At 72.0% G+C, this 16,115-nt stretch carries 15 protein-coding genes; 10 read left to right on the top strand and 5 right to left on the bottom strand.

Annotated features, from left to right (window positions below; genetic code table 11):
* Positions 1-122: 122 nt before the first annotated feature.
* Positions 123-2,723 carry a zinc dependent phospholipase C family protein gene (locus ACYVDO_RS16515; RefSeq protein WP_460937892.1) on the top strand — a complete coding sequence of 867 codons (2,601 nt, stop codon included), beginning with the start codon at positions 123-125 and terminating at the stop codon, positions 2,721-2,723.
* On the top strand, positions 2,720-4,066 hold the full coding sequence (locus ACYVDO_RS16520) for a hypothetical protein (protein ID WP_460937894.1): 1,347 nt from the start codon (positions 2,720-2,722) through the stop codon (positions 4,064-4,066). The genes ACYVDO_RS16515 and ACYVDO_RS16520 overlap by 4 nt, the downstream gene beginning before the upstream one ends.
* 97 nt (positions 4,067-4,163) lie before the next feature.
* Here the strand turns inward: ACYVDO_RS16520 and ACYVDO_RS16525 are convergent, their stop codons facing one another.
* Positions 4,164-4,523 carry an MmcQ/YjbR family DNA-binding protein gene (locus ACYVDO_RS16525; protein ID WP_460937896.1) on the bottom strand — a complete coding sequence of 120 codons (360 nt, stop codon included), beginning with the start codon at positions 4,521-4,523 and terminating at the stop codon, positions 4,164-4,166.
* Positions 4,524-4,698: 175 nt separating this feature from the next.
* Between ACYVDO_RS16525 and ACYVDO_RS16530 the strand changes: the two genes are divergently transcribed.
* Positions 4,699-5,235: a GNAT family N-acetyltransferase gene (locus ACYVDO_RS16530; RefSeq protein ID WP_460937898.1), complete on the top strand. Its 537-nt coding sequence runs from the start codon at positions 4,699-4,701 to the stop codon at positions 5,233-5,235.
* A 278-nt stretch (positions 5,236-5,513) separates the two neighbouring features.
* Here the strand turns inward: ACYVDO_RS16530 and ACYVDO_RS16535 are convergent, their stop codons facing one another.
* Positions 5,514-6,098: a dihydrofolate reductase family protein gene (locus tag ACYVDO_RS16535; RefSeq protein ID WP_460937900.1), complete on the bottom strand. Its 585-nt coding sequence runs from the start codon at positions 6,096-6,098 to the stop codon at positions 5,514-5,516.
* A gap of 168 nt (positions 6,099-6,266) precedes the next feature.
* Between ACYVDO_RS16535 and ACYVDO_RS16540 the strand changes: the two genes are divergently transcribed.
* From ACYVDO_RS16540 to ACYVDO_RS16550, 3 genes are all read left to right on the top strand, one after another.
* Positions 6,267-7,388: an aminotransferase class V-fold PLP-dependent enzyme gene (locus tag ACYVDO_RS16540; RefSeq protein ID WP_460937902.1), complete on the top strand. Its 1,122-nt coding sequence runs from the start codon at positions 6,267-6,269 to the stop codon at positions 7,386-7,388.
* Positions 7,389-7,706: 318 nt separating this feature from the next.
* Positions 7,707-8,240: a flavodoxin domain-containing protein gene (locus tag ACYVDO_RS16545; RefSeq protein WP_460937904.1), complete on the top strand. Its 534-nt coding sequence runs from the start codon at positions 7,707-7,709 to the stop codon at positions 8,238-8,240.
* Positions 8,241-8,477: 237 nt separating this feature from the next.
* Entirely contained in the window at positions 8,478-9,671 is a 1,194-nt protein-coding gene (locus ACYVDO_RS16550) for a calcium:cation antiporter (protein ID WP_460937906.1), read from the top strand.
* A gap of 35 nt (positions 9,672-9,706) precedes the next feature.
* Here ACYVDO_RS16550 and ACYVDO_RS16555 read toward each other — a convergent pair whose 3' ends face one another.
* Positions 9,707-10,246 carry a hypothetical protein gene (locus ACYVDO_RS16555; RefSeq protein WP_460937908.1) on the bottom strand — a complete coding sequence of 180 codons (540 nt, stop codon included), beginning with the start codon at positions 10,244-10,246 and terminating at the stop codon, positions 9,707-9,709.
* Between the two features lie 184 nt (positions 10,247-10,430).
* Between ACYVDO_RS16555 and ACYVDO_RS16560 the strand changes: the two genes are divergently transcribed.
* Together ACYVDO_RS16560 and ACYVDO_RS16565 are read left to right on the top strand one after the other, a co-directional pair.
* Positions 10,431-10,898 (top strand): MarR family winged helix-turn-helix transcriptional regulator, encoded by a 468-nt coding sequence (locus ACYVDO_RS16560; protein WP_460937910.1) that lies wholly within the window; start codon positions 10,431-10,433, stop codon positions 10,896-10,898.
* Entirely contained in the window at positions 10,895-12,517 is a 1,623-nt protein-coding gene (locus ACYVDO_RS16565; protein WP_460937912.1) for a chloride channel protein, read from the top strand. The genes ACYVDO_RS16560 and ACYVDO_RS16565 overlap by 4 nt, the downstream gene beginning before the upstream one ends.
* 69 nt (positions 12,518-12,586) lie before the next feature.
* Here ACYVDO_RS16565 and ACYVDO_RS16570 read toward each other — a convergent pair whose 3' ends face one another.
* Positions 12,587-13,249 (bottom strand): hypothetical protein, encoded by a 663-nt coding sequence (locus ACYVDO_RS16570; RefSeq protein ID WP_460937914.1) that lies wholly within the window; start codon positions 13,247-13,249, stop codon positions 12,587-12,589.
* Between the two features lie 174 nt (positions 13,250-13,423).
* Here ACYVDO_RS16570 and ACYVDO_RS16575 point away from each other — a divergent pair, with 174 nt between their 5' ends.
* Positions 13,424-14,515 carry a sensor histidine kinase gene (locus tag ACYVDO_RS16575; RefSeq protein WP_460937916.1) on the top strand — a complete coding sequence of 364 codons (1,092 nt, stop codon included), beginning with the start codon at positions 13,424-13,426 and terminating at the stop codon, positions 14,513-14,515.
* Entirely contained in the window at positions 14,512-15,183 is a 672-nt protein-coding gene (locus ACYVDO_RS16580) for a response regulator transcription factor (RefSeq protein WP_460937918.1), read from the top strand. The genes ACYVDO_RS16575 and ACYVDO_RS16580 overlap by 4 nt, the downstream gene beginning before the upstream one ends.
* A gap of 22 nt (positions 15,184-15,205) precedes the next feature.
* On the opposite strand, the gene ACYVDO_RS16585 is transcribed toward ACYVDO_RS16580, so the two are convergent.
* Positions 15,206-16,108, bottom strand: a complete 903-nt coding sequence (locus tag ACYVDO_RS16585) for a hypothetical protein (protein ID WP_460937920.1) — start codon at positions 16,106-16,108, stop codon at positions 15,206-15,208.
* Between the last annotated feature and the right edge of the window lie 7 nt (positions 16,109-16,115).

A 16,115-nucleotide genomic window follows, 5' to 3' on the forward strand; every position in this document is an offset into this window, starting at 1 on the left:
TCAAACGGTGGAGGACAGGGTCAACTCGGGCTGCCACAGTCAAACGCAGCACGAGGCGACTCAACGGGGCATCTCCCGCACTTCCGACACCGTTCGCAGCACCGGCCGAGCCGAGGTCAGCCATGCCTGGTCACTTCACCCACATCTACACGGCGCGCCGGGTCGCAGACCTGCTGGCGAGCGGTGACTTCAACGACTGGCCGGGGCTGGGAGGCGGTGACGACGTCCCCTCGGCCTTCAGCCCGCAGAAGTGCGCCCAGGTCATGCACGACTGGGAGAAGTTCACGGCCGTCGGGGCCATCGGCCCGGACCTGTACTTCTTCTCCCAGGACTGGAGCAACGACGTCCTGGGGCCGCGCTCGGACCTCATCATGCTGGCGCTGGCGACGTACTACTACTTCTGCGCCGCCAAGGAGGACGACTGGGAGCCGCTTCTGGTGATCCTGGAGGAGGTGAACTCCACCCTGGCCGGGATCATCCGCTTCCTCATCAAGCTCGACAAGATCTGGCAGGACTTCACGAAGTGGTGGGACAAGACCCTCGGCCCGCTCGTCGACACCGTGGGCGAGCTGGCCGACGACCTCACCGGCGGCATCCTCGGCGAGATCCAGACCGGTCTGGAGGAGCTGCTCGTCGCGATCAAGCAGATCGGCCTCGAGGAGCTCACCTCCTTCGCGGACATCTGGGGACTGATGAACACGGTGATCCAGAAGGGCTGGCCCGAGGAGGACTTCCTCTGGAGCGACATGGCGCACTACCGGCGCACCTCGGCCATGTGCCAGGCCCTCGTCCGACAGGCGCAGGCCCTCGACGACGGCACGGACGAGGGCAGGCAGCGGTCCGACCAGTTCCTCGCCTTCGCGATGGGCTACATCGTCCACGTCGGCACGGACACGATCGCCCACAGCTTCGTCAACGAGCAGTGCGGCGGCCCGTACCGCGACCACCCGACCCGGCACCACCTCATCGAGAACCACATCGACGCGTGGAACTACCAGCAGTCCGGTGAGGGCGGCACGATCCCGCAGGACCCGTGGGGCAAGACCGACGACTACCCCGAGCTGTCGATGTCCGCCCTGTGGTTCCTCGTCCAGCTCACGCCCGACGACCCACGTGGCGCCCAGCGCCCGTCGCCGCTGTCGGACGACCCCGACACCCGCAAGGAGCAGCTCGACGTCGACGGCGAGATGCCGGGGTGGATGGCCGACGCGATCGTCAAGGCGATGCTCGAGACGTTCCAGGACCACCCGCACCCGAAGATCTACCAGGGCGATGCCTTCCAGCAGACGATCGACAGCGGCCTGCTGACGACCGTCGTCAAGGACGTCACGGGGCACGGCCTCGACAAGCCGTTCCAGGAGATCCTCGACGGCATCGCCCCACCACCGGGATTCCCTGTGCCGCAGGGGTTCCCGATGCCCTGGCAGGTGCAGACGATGTACCGGCTGATGATCACGCTGTACAAGCTGAACTTCAGCGGGTCCTGGGAGCTGGAGAAGCCGCGCAAGCCCGACTTCGTCATCGTGCCGCCGGCCTCCGACTTCACCAACCTGGCCCAGCCACCGGACTTCTCCGGCGTCGACTCCTCGAACCCGATCGTGGACGTGTGCGAGGTGTTCGTCGCGCTGATCGAGTGGGCGATCAAGGAGATCGAGGACGCGATCAAGCTCGTCGGCGACCTCATCAAGATGGCTCTCAGCCCGCTGACCTACCCGGTGCGGCTCGGCATCTACGAGCTCGCCATGAAGATCTGGGACATCGCGGCCAAGACCCACGACGTCATGGCCCACACGGGCATCCTCATGCCGCACGGCGAGCAGCGGTACGAGGACGGCGAGCTGCGACTGCCGAACGAGATCGACCTGCCGCTCATCACCCTCGGGGCCACGGTCGACGGTGCCTTCCAGCAGGCACTCGCCGACGCCATCGACCCCCTGGGCCACCTCGACTCCGACCCGTCGGTCATCGTCAGCCACTCGACGCGCGACCCGAACTACCCGTACTACCCGGTGCTGCGCTACCACGGCACGGTCGGGTCGGACTGGGAGGACTGGGAGTTCCGGCGCCCGTGGGCGTACCCGAGCACCAGCCTGCTCGACACGGGCGGCAGCTCCGACACCAAGATCACGACACCCACGGAGACCTACGACCCGAGCGCCGCTGACCCCAAGGGGCCGGCCACGGCATACAAGCCGATGCGACCGGGACCGTATGCCGAGGGGACGCGGCCGGACGAGGTGTTCTTCCGGACCACGGCGGCACCGGACCGCGAGGCGCGGTACCGGTACGAGCGGGCGCAGACGCCGTGGCAGACAGACCAGCTCAACGAGGCGTTCATCGGCAAGGCGCGGGTGCGGCAGAGCCCGCTCGGGGACCCGGTGCCGTTCTCCGCCTACCTCATCGGGCAGCTGGCGAACCCGACCGGCTACTCCACGCAGTTCAACCTCGACGCCGACCGCGCGTACGCGTACCTCACCTGGGACTGGATCCGCGGTGAGCAGACGGACAAGACCGACCTCGGGATCCCTTACCGCACACCCCTGGTCGAGCCACAGCTCTACGACGGGGCCCACACGAAGTGGCGGCCGCAGCCGGCGATGAAGCTGCACTACGTCGACCCTCCGGGGTCGGACGTCCCCAGCACCGGCACCCACGACGGCCCGTCCACCCACGGGCCGGGGAACCACGGGCCGGGCACCCACGGGGGAGGCGAACCGCGATGAGCCACGACTGCTGCGGCCACGCCGGTCACCACCACGACGACGAGAAGCACGGCTGTTGCTGCTGCGGGTGCCGGTGCTCCTGCCACGCGGGCGGTGGCGCCCACGGGCACCACGGCGACCACGACCACCGGGGTTGCGACCACGACCACGGCGACCACGGACACGGCGACCATGGACACGGCGACCACGGACACGGCGACCACGGACACGGCGACCACGGACACGGCGACCACGGACACGGGGACCACGGACACGGTGACGACGGACACGGTGACGACGGCACGACAGTCGGGTGGAAGAACCCCAAGCGCCCCGGTCACCACTGCGGGACGTCGACCGGACAGCTGCCCGGTGGCGTGGTGCAGCCCGGCAACTTCGACCACCACCCGCCGAACCAGTGGCCCGGACCACGGGACCAGATGTACCTGCCGTTCCTCCTCATGCGCGCCAACCCGGGCGACCTGGGCGCGCGGCCGGTCGTCGGTCCCTTCTGGGAGAGCCCGGACATCCTGCTGCTCGCGGGTGTGGAGCCGGCCTTCGCTCCCGAGGTGCCGCCCGACCTCGGGCAGACGGCACTCGCCGGCATGCCCAACACGCTCTACGCCCACGTCTGGAACTTCGGCCGGGCGCAGGCGCCGAACGTCATCGTCCAGTTCTTCTGGTGCGACCCGTCGCTCGGGATCGGCCCGGGAAGCGCCAACCTGATCGGCGAGACCATCGTCTCGCTCGGCGCCCGTGACAGCGGCCGCAGCCACCGGGTGGTCAAGTGCCCGACCGTGTGGGTGCCGACCTTCGTCAACGGGGGCCACGAGTGCCTCGTCGTGCGGGTGTGGGACGAGACCTCGGACGGGCTGGGCACGCCGCCTTGGGACGCCGCGCTGAACCGCCATGTGGCGCAACGCAACATCCACGTCATCGCCACCGGCGCGGGGCAGGGGCTCAGGGCAGGCGGTGGCCTGGAGGCGGTCGCTGCCGCCGCCCTCGTGGACGCGCCGCTCATGCTGCGGGTGGGCCCGCTGTACGACGAGCCGGCGACCGTGGCCGTCGAGCGCGTCGTCCCAGTGGGTATGCCGTGGCTCCAGCTGCGCACGGGCGTGCGGGGGCAGTTCCCGGCCGGCGCGCCGCCGACGGGCGACGTCCTGCTCACGCCACCGAGGGACATCGGGGGCGGGGGAGTCGCCATCGGCGGAGCCACCACGCACGAGGTCACCTCCGACCACCAGCAGGTCGGGCTGACGACGACCGACGAGCCGCCGCCACCGGGCTCGGCGCACGTCTATCGCGTGACGGCGAGCCAGCAGGGCCAGGTCTTCGGCGGGTACACGGTCGTCGTCCTCGGCTGAGGTGCCGGGCCCTGCCAGGGCATCCGCACGCACCCGGGAGCGCCGGGTGCGTGCGGCGAGCCCCATCCCGGGCGTTCCCGGTGGTGTGCGGTGACCGTCAGCCCGGCCCCTCCGGGTGCGCCAGGTCGTAGGCGCGGGACAGCTTCTGCGGCACCACCATGCGCCAGGCGTCGACGACGAGCTCACGCGCCTCGGCGGGTTCCAGGGTGCCCAGCTCGGCGTGGACCCAGTTGAACCGCAGGTCCGAGGTGGACGGCATCGAGAACCGCCGCGGGTCGCTCGCGACGAGGGCTGCGCGCTCCTCCTTGGGGAACGCGAAGCCCATGACTGTCTCGTCCCGGGAGAACGCCACGTAGACGATCTGGCCCACCCGGAACTTGAGTCTTCCCAGCACGTGGACGGGGTACGAGCGCTCGAGCTCGCTGCCCAGCGGCAGGACGTCCTCGATGCTGGCCACGCGCCCCTCCTGCCGTCGTGCCGTCCACGGCCGCCGTGGTGACGTCGAAGGCTTTCACGCTGCACGGCATACCACCATGACCCCGCCAGGGGCCTGAAGTCATCGGCAAGCGCGCGCCTGCCCGGCCTCCCTCGGGGCGAGGGGCGCGTCAGGGTGGTGTGGGAGGGTCCTGGGCATGACGGCCGATGCGACCCCCGGACCCGACGTCGTCCTGGGGACCGAGCGCCTGCTGCTGCGGCCGTGGCGCCCCGACGAGGCGTCCGTCCTCCGGGAGCTGTGGACCGAGCGCGACGGCCGGGTGCCGCTGCACCGCCGGATCGACGCCGAGGGTCGCCCCACGCTCCAGGAGCTCGAGCACGCCATCCAAGCCGAGCCCCGGTGGAAGGCTGGGCTCCTCGCCGTCGAGCGCAGGAGCGACCGAGACGTCATCGGCTGCTGCGGGCTCGTCGACAGCGACCGGGGAACGCCGGGCGAGCCAGAGATCGCGTTCGAGCTGCTGCGCCGCGCGCAGGGCCACGGTTACGCGACGGAGGCCTCGTCGGCGGTGCTGCGGCGGGCGAAGGCCGTGGGCCACCAACGGATCTGGGCCACCGTGTGGGACTGGAACGCCCCCTCGCGCCGGGTGCTTGCGAAGCTGGGGTTCACCGAGACGGGGAGCACCGAGGTCGACCCCGTGCACGGGACGACGCTGGTCCTGGTGCGTCCTCTCTGAGCACGGCGTCGCGGGGTCAGGACACCCGCTCGGCCAGGGAGACGACGATGCCCTCGGGCCCGCGGACGGACGCCATCCGCCAGACGTTCTCGAACTGACCGACGTCACCGACCAGTCCGCGATCTCGGTACGGGCGCCGCTCATCCCGATGACGGTGTCGAGGAAGTCTCCCTCGATGGGCATCCGGCCTCGAGCCCGAGCCCGAGGCCGGTGAAGAACTCGATGCCCGGTCGAGGTCGGCGATGTGACGCCGACGTGGTCGAAGCGCTAGATGTGGGTCACGCGTCCCTCCCCCCGGGGTTCGCCACGCGGTACGCGAGAAGCAGGGTCGAGCTGGGTGTGGACTGCGCACCGACCAGCTCGATGCGCCGGGGGGCGTCGCCGTCGGCGAAGAGGCGACGGCCGCCGCAGCCGATCGTCGGGCCGACCACCAGCTGCAGCTCGTCCACCAGGTCTTGCGCGAGCATGGACCGGGCCAGCTCGATGCTCCCGTGGACGCCGATGTCGCCGCCCGGGGACGACTTGAGCTCACGGACCAGGTCGGCGACCGGCCGGTGCACCGCTTCGGCGCCGTGCCACTGCGTGGTCAGCGGGGTGGAGGTCAGCACGTACTTCCGGACGCCGTTGATGAAGTCGGCGAAGGGCTGGTAGTCGGCCGTGGGCCAAAAGCCCGCCCACTGGTCGTACATCCCCCGTCCGAGCAGGACCGCGTCCTGGGTGCCGATGACCTGCGCCTCGTTGGCCTCCATCTCGTCGTCGAACTGCGGGACGTCGACGTCGTCCCCCGCCGGCGCGAAGTAGCGGTCGGGGTGGTCGACGGCACCGTCGAGGGACATCAGGGTGTAGAGCACGACCTTGCGCACGCGGTCCTCCGGTCCAGTCGGGTGTGGGGGAACAGGGTGGCAGACCCGCGCCCCCGCGCAGAACTCATCGCGGTGCCGGGCTCGCGCGGCCGACGCGGCGTCGTTCCGGTCAGCGGACTGAGCCAGCCCCGGGCCGCGGGCGGGGGAGTCCTGTGGCAACCTGCTGGGGTGAGCCTCCCGCGCGCCGACATCGATCCCGACGGACTCCTCGAGTACTCGGTGGTGTTCACCGACCGCTCACTGAACCACATGTCCCAGCGCTTCGTGCGCGTGATGCAGGACGTCATCGACGTGCTGCGCTCGACCTACTCCGCCCACACGGTGGCGGTCGTCCCCGGTGGCGGCACCTACGCCATGGAGGCCGTCGCCCGACAGCTGGCGACGGGGCGGCGGTGCCTGGTCGTGCGCAACGGTCTGTTCTCCTACCGGTGGTCGCAGATCCTGGACGCCGGTTCCGTGGCCGCCGAGACGACCGTGTGCCGGGCCCGGCCCGCGTCCGACGAGCCCCAGGCGCCGTGGGCCCCGGCACCGGTCGAGGAGGTGGTCGCGGCCATCGAGCGCGACCGCCCCGAGGTCGTCTTCGCCGCCCACGTGGAGACCGCGGCGGGCATCCTGCTGCCGGACGACTACGTGCGCACGATCGCGGCGGCCACGCACGCCGCCGGAGGGCTGTTCGTCCTCGACTGCATCGCCTCGGGCGCGATGTGGGTGGACATGACCGACCTCGGGGTCGACGTCCTGCTGAGCGCGCCGCAGAAGGGCTGGAGCGGTTCTCCCTGTGCGGGTTTCGTCATGCTGGGCGAGGCCGGCCGGGCGCAGGTGATGGCGACGACCTCCACCAGCTTCGCCGTCGACCTGCAGAAGTGGCTGACGGTCACCGAGGCCTACACGCAGGGCCAGACGCCGTACCACGCCACGATGCCCACCGACTCCCTCGCCCGGGATGCCGCCATCATGCTCGAGACCCGGGACGCCGGGCTCGCGACCCTGCGCAAGGCCCAGGTCGCCCTCGGCACGCGGGTGCGCGAGCTGCTCGCGGAGCGCGGGTTCCCGTCGGTCGCGGCCGAGGGGTTCGCGGCGCCGAGCGTCGTGGTGTCGTTCACCGACGACCCCGAGGTCCGCAGCGGCGCGAAGTTCAAGCGGGGCGGTATGCAGGTGGCCGCCGGCGTCCCGCTGATGTGCGGCGAGCGGGACGACTTCTCCACCTTCCGGGTGGGGCTGTTCGGCCTCGACAAGCTCACCGACGTCGACGGCACCGTGGAGCGGTTCGCGGCTCACCTGGCCGGCTGACTGGCATACGCCGGGCACCAGTCACGCGACCTCACGGCGCCGCGAGGACTCGTGCCCCCCGGCGAGCGTCCCGTCCGGCGCCCCGCCAGGGGCGACTCGTGCCGTTTCGGGCAGTTGTCGTCCTACCGGTCGTCGTGGCGGGGCGATTCGTGCCGGTTCCGGCAGGTGGAGCCCTGCCGCCTGCCCGGCCACGCGGCGCCCGACGGCCGGGCGTCCGTCGGCGGGGCGCTGGCGAGGACCTCCGGCTCTGCCGGCGAGCCCGCCGGCCGGGGAGGGTGGGTGCCTTCCGATCGAGACCCGAGTCCTAGGGGGACCACCATGTCCACAGTCCTCATCGCCTACGGAACGACCGAGGGACAGACCGCCAAGATCTCCGAGGTCATCGCCGACGTCGTGCGCGACCGGGGCCACGACGTCGAGCTCACCGACGTCCGGCGGCTGGACGGCCTTGACCCGGGGGCCTACGGCGGGGTGGTGATCGGCGCCTCGATCCACATGGGCAAGCACGACCGGCACGTCGTGGAGTTCGTCCAGGCGAACCGGGACGGCCTCAACCAGGTGGCCTCCGCCTTCTTCTCGGTCAGCCTCGCCGCGCACGGCGACCTCGACGAGGCGCACGGCTACGTCGAGCAGTTCGAGGAGGAGACGGGGTGGCGGCCCGACCAGGTGGCGCTGTTCGGTGGTGCCCTCCTGTACACGCAGTACGGGTTCGTCAAGCGCCACGTCATGAGGAAGATCGCCGCGGACAAGCCGGGACAGCTCGGCGTGGACGTGTCCCGCGACTACGTCTACACGGAGTGGGATGCCGTGAAGCGGTTCGCCGAGGACTTCGTGGCCCAGCTCGACCGCTGAGCCCTCGGCGGACTCGCGAGGTGGTCCCAGCGCTGCGAGCATGACCCGGCGAGCGGGTCACGGCGTGAGGACGCCGGCGTCCGACCCTGCCGCTGGATCACCGGACCGAGGAGGGCGGCAGCACGTGACGGAGCGAGGGCTCAGCCGGGAGACCATCGGACCGTTCGGCCGGGAGACGACCGGGCGGTTCGGCCGGGACGCGACCATGCGGTTCGCCCCGGACACCGGGTGCAGGGCGTGAAGGCCGCCCTGGGCCCCTGGCGGGTCCTGGACCTGATGGTGGTGGCCCTGCCGGCAGCCGTCGTCGCGGAGGTGCTGGGCCTGGGCGCGCCCGTGCTCTTCGTGCTGGCCGCGCTGGCGGTGATCCCGCTCGCCGGTCTGGTCGGTCGCTCCACGGAGGTGCTGGCGGAGCGGGTGGGCGGCAGCAAGGGCGCACTGCTCAACGCGACGTTCGGCAACATCGCCGAGCTGCTCATCGCGGCCCTGCTCGTGGTCAACGGGGAGATCGCGGTGCTCAAGGCCTCGATCACCGGCTCGATCATCGGCAACCTGCTCCTGCTGCTCGGGGTCTCGATGATCGTGGCGGCCCACGACAAGAGCGAGGTGCCCATCACGGTCACGTCCCGGGTGCAGGCCACCATGCTCTTCCTGGCCATGGGGATCTTGCTCCTGCCCACGGTCTTCTCGTTCCGGCCCGAGAGCTCCACCGCTCGGCTGGACGAGGTCAGTGCGCTGGTGGCCCTGATCCTGTTCGTCGTGTACGCGCTCTCGATGCTCTTCATGCTGCGCACCAACCGGGACCAGTTCCGCGCGAACGAGTCCGCCGGCGAAGGGCCCCCCGGTGAAGGGCCCGCCGACACGGGAGCGGCTCCGGCCCCGGAGGGTGAGGCGCGTGGCGGCGGAGCGCGTGGCCCGGAGCCGCGCGGCGGCGAGGAGGGCGGCGAGGCGCCCTCGCGGCATACGTGGTCGGTCAAGGGGGCCGTCGTGGTCCTCGCCGTCGCCACCGCCCTCGTGGCAGTCGCGGCGGAGATCGTCGCGAGCAGCGTCGAGGAGGCGGGCACGTCGCTCGGACTGCACAGCGGCTTCATCGGCTTCGTCATCCTGCCGCTGGTCGGCAACGCGGCGGAGCAGTTCAGTGCGCTCGGCCTGGCGGCCAAGGACCGGCTGGGGGTCGCGAGCGAGATCGCCGTCGGGGCCAGCATGCAGCTGGCGATGTTCGTCGTGCCGGTCCTCGTGCTGCTGGGGGCGGTGACCGGCCACCCCTTCGACCTGGCCTTCAGCCCGCTCGAGCTCAGCGCCCTGATCATCGGCACCCTCCTGACCCGCAGCCTGCTCGACGACGGCAAGGCCAACTGGCTCGAGGGCGTCATGCTGCTCGGCCTCTACCTCGCCTTCGCCGGGGCCGTGTTCTTCGCCGACCTCACCGGCTGACGTGGAGCCCGGTCCTGGAGGCACCGGCAGCGGTCTCAGGTGAGGAGGAACGACACCAGCCAGAACCACACGAACAGCGCGCCGTAACCCCCGGCGATCGCCCAGGCCAGCAGGCGGTTGCTGCGGGGGGTCGTCCCGAAGTCACCCACGAGCAGGGCGCAGCTGCCCACCGCCCCCACCCACCCGGCGAGGGGCCACACGTCGTCCACGACCAGGAGGACCGCGACGACGAGGGCGCCACCCATCAGCCCCGACCGGCCGATGTGCCGCGTGGCCAACAGCAGGGGGACGCCGAGCACCGGCTGCGCGATCGCGAGCGCCATCCACACCGGGTGGTCGGTGCCGAGCCGCGGCCAGAAGCCCGCATAGGCGGCGGCCGCGAGCACCAGCAGGGTGACGTCGACCGGTCGCACCCCGCGCAACGAGTCGAGCGTGGAGCCCCTGCGTCCGGCGTTGATCTCGTAGAGCACGACGAGCCAGGGACGCCATCGACGCGTCCCCGCGGCCAGCGCTGCGCCGGCCCCCAGCAGCGCTGCGACGAGCGCGGCTGCCACCCCGCCCATCGAGGAAACCATGGCACCACCCCCGCCGCCCGGGCTCGGTGCCCGGGCTCCGGCACGCCCCCGCGACACTGAGGGTCGCAGTGGTCGCGGCCGGGGCACAGGGACCTATGTCACGGGGGCTCCTCCCGGTGGGAGGCGCGTGTCCATCCCTCGGCCGGGTTCCGACGGCAGCCTTGTCGCATGCAAGACTTGTCGCATGCAAGCATCGCGTTCCTTTCCCACCGCGGTGGAGGCACTCCAGCAGGTCACCCGCGACCTGCTCGGCCTCGCCGTGCGCAGCGTCGACGAGGTGGGGGAGGTGTCGCTGCCCCAGATGCGGTTGCTCTTCGCCCTGCGGGACGAGGGCCAGACCTCCTGCACGCACCTCGCCCAAATGCTCGGGGTGAGCGGGTCGTCGGTGACGCGGCTGGCCGACCGGCTCGTGGCCTCCGGCCACGTCACCCGGGCCGGCGACCCCCAGAGCCGCAGCCGCGTGCTCCTCGCGCTGACGGACCACGGCGCCGAGGTCATCGACGCGGTGCTGGCGTGGCGCTCCCGGGAGCTGAGCCGCGCGCTGCGCAGCCTGGACGCCCCTGCCCTCGCCGCTCTCACCGAGGCCCTCACCGTCCTGCACGGGGCGGTCGGGCGCCGGCACCACGACCTCACCGGGCCGGTGCCGCTGTGAGCGCGACGAGGCGGGCCGAGCTCGGCGACTTCAACGTCCAGCCCCGGATGCTGCTCATCGCCGCCTGGGCGCTCCCGGTGGGCGCCCTCGGTGCGGGCGCGGCATACGTGCTCCTCAAGCTCATCGGGCTCACGACGAACCTCGTGTTCTACCAACGTTTCGAGACGTCCCTCGTCGCGCCGGGCGCGACGCACCACCCGTGGCTGCTGGTGCTGCTCGCGCCGGTGGTGGGCGGCCTGGTCATCGGCCTGATGGCGCGCTACGGCTCGGAGAAGATCCGGGGTCACGGCATGCCGGAGGCGATCGAGGCCATCCTCATCGGCGGCAGCAGGGTCGAGCCGAAGGTCGCTGTGCTCAAACCGATCTCGGCCGCCATCAGCATCGGCTCCGGTGGTCCGTTCGGGGCCGAGGGGCCGATCATCATGACCGGTGGCGCCATCGGCTCGATCCTCGCGCAGCACCTGCGGCTCACGGCGGACGAGCGCAAGACCCTGCTCGTCGCGGGCGCCGCCGCCGGCATGGCCGCCACCTTCAACTCACCCCTCGCGGCCGTGCTCCTCGCGGTGGAGCTGCTGCTGTTCGAGTGGCGGCCCCGGAGCTTCGTCCCCGTCGTCGCCTCGGTGGCCGTCGCGACGGTCGTCCGCGGTGCGCTCATCGGCTCGGGCCCGATCTTCCCGGTGCCCCACGCGGACGTGCACATCGCCTGGACGGCCCAGACGCTCAGCGCCGTCGTCGGCGTGAGCGGTGCGCTCGTGGCCCTGGGCGCCACCTGGCTCGTCTACTTCGCCGAGGACCTGTTCAGGCGGCTCCCCATCCACTGGATGTGGTGGCCCGCCATCGGCGGTCTCGTCATCGGCCTGGGTGGGCTCGTCGAGCCCCGGGCCCTCGGCGTCGGCTACGACGTCATCGACGAGCTGCTCACCGGCCGCGCGACCACCGGGCTCATCGTCGGGATCCTCGTCGTCAAGACGCTGATCTGGTCGCTGTCGCTGGGTTCGGGGACCTCGGGTGGCGTGCTGGCACCGGTGTTCATGATCGGCGGGGCGCTGGGAGCTGCGCTCGGCCTCGTGCTGCCGGGAGTGTTCCCCGGGTTCTGGGCCATGCTCGGCCTGGCCGCCGTCGTCGGGGGCGTCATGCGCTCGCCGCTCACCGGCGTCGTCTTCACGCTCGAGCTCACGCACGCGTGGGATGCGTTGCTACCGCTGCTCATCGCCTCCTCGACGGCGTATGCCGTGTCGGTGCTGGTGCTCCAGCGCTCGGTGCTCACCGAGAAGATCGCACGCCGGGGGCTGCACCTCACCCGCGACTACTCCACGGACCCGCTCGAGACGTTCTTCGCCAGCGATGCCATGCACACCACGCCGGAGGCGATGGCCCGGGCCCGGGAGCTCGCGACCGGTGCCGCGCACCACGTCGTGGGTGCGGGTGACACCCTGCGCCACGTCGCCTACGTGTTCGCCGAGCACGGCCACGACGGGGCCGCCGTCACCGGTGAGGACGACGAGGTCCTGGGCTACATCGACGTCCAGTCCCTGCTGGCAGCGCGCAGGCACGACCTGACCGAGGCGACCGAACGCGAGCAGGTGTTCACCAGGCCGCTGGGCATGGGCCGCCGGTAGCCGGTCGCCGGGTCGCCGGGTCGCCGGGTCACCGCCCGGCCCCGGCTCCCGGAGCAGCGCCGCACCCGCTCACGAGGCGACGAGGGCAGGGGCGGGGTCCGGGGCGACGTCGGTGTCCGTCGTGGCGAGCCGGTGCGCTGCCAGGCCCATCCCGACCCAGGTGCACGCGAAACCTGCTGCGAGGGGCCAGCGTCCGGCATCGGCGACCATGAGCGCCAGTCCGGCGGCCAGGGCCAACGGAATGGCGATGGTCCACCCACCCCGCCACAGGGCGACGCCGAGGAGCACGAGGCCCAGCGACCAGCCGACGACCATCAGGGCCACCCACGCGCCGACGAGTGGCGCCGACTCGTACCGGTCGGTGAGCGCGATCATCTGCTGCCGGTCCGCGGTCGGCGCCACCATGGCCGAGGTGACCGGCGACGAGCCGATGAGGGCGACCAGCGCCAGCAGGCCGGCGATGCTCATGGCGCGTGCGGTGGCCGCGAGGCGGCCACCGCGGTCGACCAGGGGCCGGGCGACGCCCATGATCCCGGGCAGGTACAGGAGGAGGCCGGCGAACCCCACGGCGGCGGAGGCGTCTGCCCGACCCGTGTGCGCAGCGATCGCCGCGAGCTCCGAGGCGGTGTCGTGCTGTGCTGGCGTCGCCTGCAGGAGGTGGCCGGCGAGCATGAGCCCCGGGGCGATGAGGAGCGCGAGCGCGCAGAGTCGGTTTCGGGTCCGGGCTGTCATGGCGTCCTCCGTCGAACGTCGAGTCGGTGTGACGACGACGCTAGGCGCGCGGGCAGGTACCGCACATCGGTGCAGACTCCACTCCGGGGTCCGCGCGAGGGTGGAGGGACCTGCTCCAGGAGTCCGCGGAAACGCTGATGTGCGCCCACCCGGCCGCCACTATCGTCGGGTGGCGTGACCCGCATCCCGGCCGCGGACCTGGCCCTGGCGGCAGCGCTGGCCGTCGTCGGCTTCCTCGAGGCGTTCCTCGGGTTGACCACCCCCGCGGAGCCGGCGCCCCTGGCAGCGACTGCCCTGCTGGTGGCGGCCCCGTTGGCGGTGCGGCGCACCTACCCCTTGTCGGTGTTGGCGTCGGTCCTCCTCGCCCAGCTGCTCCAGGCCGGTCTCGGCTCGGGGTTGCCAGGGGGTCTCTCAGGCTTCCTGACGGTGGTGCTCGCGGTCTGCACGGCCGCCGCGTACACCCCGCTCCCGACGGCCCTGACGGCCCTCGCGGCATCGATGCTGGCAGTGGGTGCCATCGTGACCCTCAGCGGGGACGCTCGTCCGGGCAACTTCGTGTATGCCGGCTGCGTCGTCCTCGCGGCGTGGCTCGCCGGTCGAGCGGTCCGGCTCGCGGGCGAGCGCAGCGCCCTCCTCGCGGAGCGGAAGGCGATGCAGGAGCGCAGCCGCATCGCCGGCGAGCTGCACGACGTGGTGTCCCACCACGTCACCGCCATCGTCGTCCGCGCATCCGCCGAGCGCCGCTCGATGGGGGACACCGCGACGGCCCAGGTGCTCGAGGACGTCGAACGCGAAGGCAGGGAGACGTTGCAGGAGCTGCGTCGCCTCCTGGGTGTCCTGCGGGTGGACGACACCTCGGCCGTGCCGGTCATGCCGCAGCCGGGTCTGACCGAGCTCGGCGAGCTGGTGAGCGGCTCAGGTGCCCGAGGCGTCCCCGCGACCCTGACGGTCGAGGGGGGTGAGCGAAGGGTGGGCGAGGGACTGGCCCTCGTCGTCTACCGGGTGGTGCAGGAGTCGCTCACCAACGCCGCCAAGCACCTGGTGTCCGCCCGGGCGGACGTCCAGCTGCGCTGGAGCCAGGACCGTCTGGCCGTCGAGGTGCTGAGTCGTGGCCGCTTCGCCGGGCACTCGGGGTCCCCCTCGCCGGGCGGATACGGGCTGAAGGGCATGGCGGAGCGGGTGGAGGCCTACGGCGGCGTGCTGGACGCGGGAGCGACCGATGGCGGGTTCCGAGTGCACGCGAGCTTCCCCCTGGAGGACGCGTGAGCGGCATCCGGGTCGTGGTGGCCGACGACCAGGAGGTGGTGCGTGCCGGCCTGTCCCGGATCCTCGACCTCGAGGACGGGGTCGAGGTCGTGGGCCAGTGCGCCAACGGGGACGAGGCGGTCCGCGTCAGCAGGCGGCTGGTGCCTGACGTCGTCCTGATGGACATCCGGATGCCGGTCGTCGACGGCTTGTCCGCCACCCGCACGATCCGTGAGGAGCAGCCCGGGACCCGTGTCGTCGTCCTCACGACGTTCGACCTCGACGAGTACGTCTACGGCGCCCTTCGCGCGGGCGCAACAGGGTTCGTGCTCAAGGACTCCCCGGCCGACGACATCGTGAGGGCAGTCCGCGCAGCCGCGGCAGGGGACGCGCTCGTCTCACCGTCGGTGACCCGGAAGCTCATCGCCGAGTTCGCGCGACGCGGTGCCCCGCGGGCGCATCCTGGGCTGAGCCTGCTGACGGACCGGGAGACCGACGTCCTCCTCGCCATGGCGCGAGGGCAGAGCAACGCGGAGATCGCTCGGCACCTGTTCATCTCGGAGGGCACCACCCGGACCCACATCACCCACCTCCTCGCCAAGCTCGGCGTCCGCGACCGGGTGCAGGCGGTCGTGCTCGCGTACGAGGCTGGTTTCGTCACCCCCGGCCAGGGTGACGGCCACCGCTGAAGGCGCTGGCCTCCTCGGCCGGTCAGTCGTCCCCACCCGTGCGGCGCCGGCCGGGTGCGAGGAGCAGGGCCAGGCCCACCACATACGCCAGCACGACCACGGGCTCACCGGGGTCGAAGGAGACCGCTCCCGGGACCCCGGCCGCCACCTGGAACGGCATGCCCACGAGGTAGCCCACCTGGTGCAGGATCCCCGACACCAGGGCGACCGCCCCGAGCAGGTAGCCCAGGCCGGTCCGCTGCCACAGCTGCACGGAGGCCGCCGCGTAGAGCGGCACGAGCAGGGTGAGGTCGAGCGCCATGCCCAGGTGCACGGCCGCGTCGGTCTCCACCAGCTGGCTGCCGGTCGGGGTCCGCCCGGTCAGCACCTCGTCCAGCGCGACGTAGACCCACATGCCGCCGAGGCCGAGCACCAGCAGCCCGAGGAGGGCAGCCACCACCCGGGAGGGGGCGCGCCCGGGCAGCTGGTCGGCACACCAGCCCAGGTCGATGCCACGCAGGGTCACGACCAGGGCGACCGCACCGGTGGCCATGACGGCGGCGTGGAGCAGGAACAGGTCGCCGAAGCGGGTCCCGAAGGCGTGGTAGGCGTAGGTGTAGAGCAGGCCGGTGAGCAGACCCGCCGACACCACCCGCGCCCGTTCCGAGCCCCGCGCGGCGTGCCAGCACGCGAGGGCCAGGGCCGGCACGACGAGGGCGGCCGTGACGAGGTCGTAGGCGCGCAGCATCTCCACGGTGGAGGGCGCGTCGGTGTAGGCGCCGCGCATGAGCAGCCCGCTGACGGAGGCCACCAGCGCCGTCACCGCGCACAGGACGGTCCACGTCACCCCGCGGGTCCCGGTGGCGCTCACCGCCGGTCGGTGACCGCCGCGCTCGGCGGGCGTGCGGATGTTCGGGGAGGTCCTCGTAGCCCTGTCCACGCTCATCAGGCAC

This window comes from Phycicoccus ginsengisoli, assembly GCF_054779295.1.

Bases quoted from the DNA above. Each gene is read 5' to 3' on its own strand.
- ACYVDO_RS16560 (WP_460937910.1), top strand. From the start codon at position 10,431: ATGCAAGCATCGCGTTCCTTTCCCACCGCGGTGGAGGCACTCCAGCAG.
- ACYVDO_RS16520 (WP_460937894.1), top strand. From the start codon at position 2,720: ATGAGCCACGACTGCTGCGGCCACGCCGGTCACCACCACGACGACGAG.
- ACYVDO_RS16570 (WP_460937914.1), bottom strand. From the start codon at position 13,249: ATGACAGCCCGGACCCGAAACCGACTCTGCGCGCTCGCGCTCCTCATC.
- ACYVDO_RS16530 (WP_460937898.1), top strand. From the start codon at position 4,699: ATGACGGCCGATGCGACCCCCGGACCCGACGTCGTCCTGGGGACCGAG.
- ACYVDO_RS16515 (WP_460937892.1), top strand. From the start codon at position 123: ATGCCTGGTCACTTCACCCACATCTACACGGCGCGCCGGGTCGCAGAC.
- ACYVDO_RS16545 (WP_460937904.1), top strand. From the start codon at position 7,707: ATGTCCACAGTCCTCATCGCCTACGGAACGACCGAGGGACAGACCGCC.
- ACYVDO_RS16555 (WP_460937908.1), bottom strand. From the start codon at position 10,246: ATGGTTTCCTCGATGGGCGGGGTGGCAGCCGCGCTCGTCGCAGCGCTG.
- ACYVDO_RS16585 (WP_460937920.1), bottom strand. From the start codon at position 16,108: ATGAGCGTGGACAGGGCTACGAGGACCTCCCCGAACATCCGCACGCCC.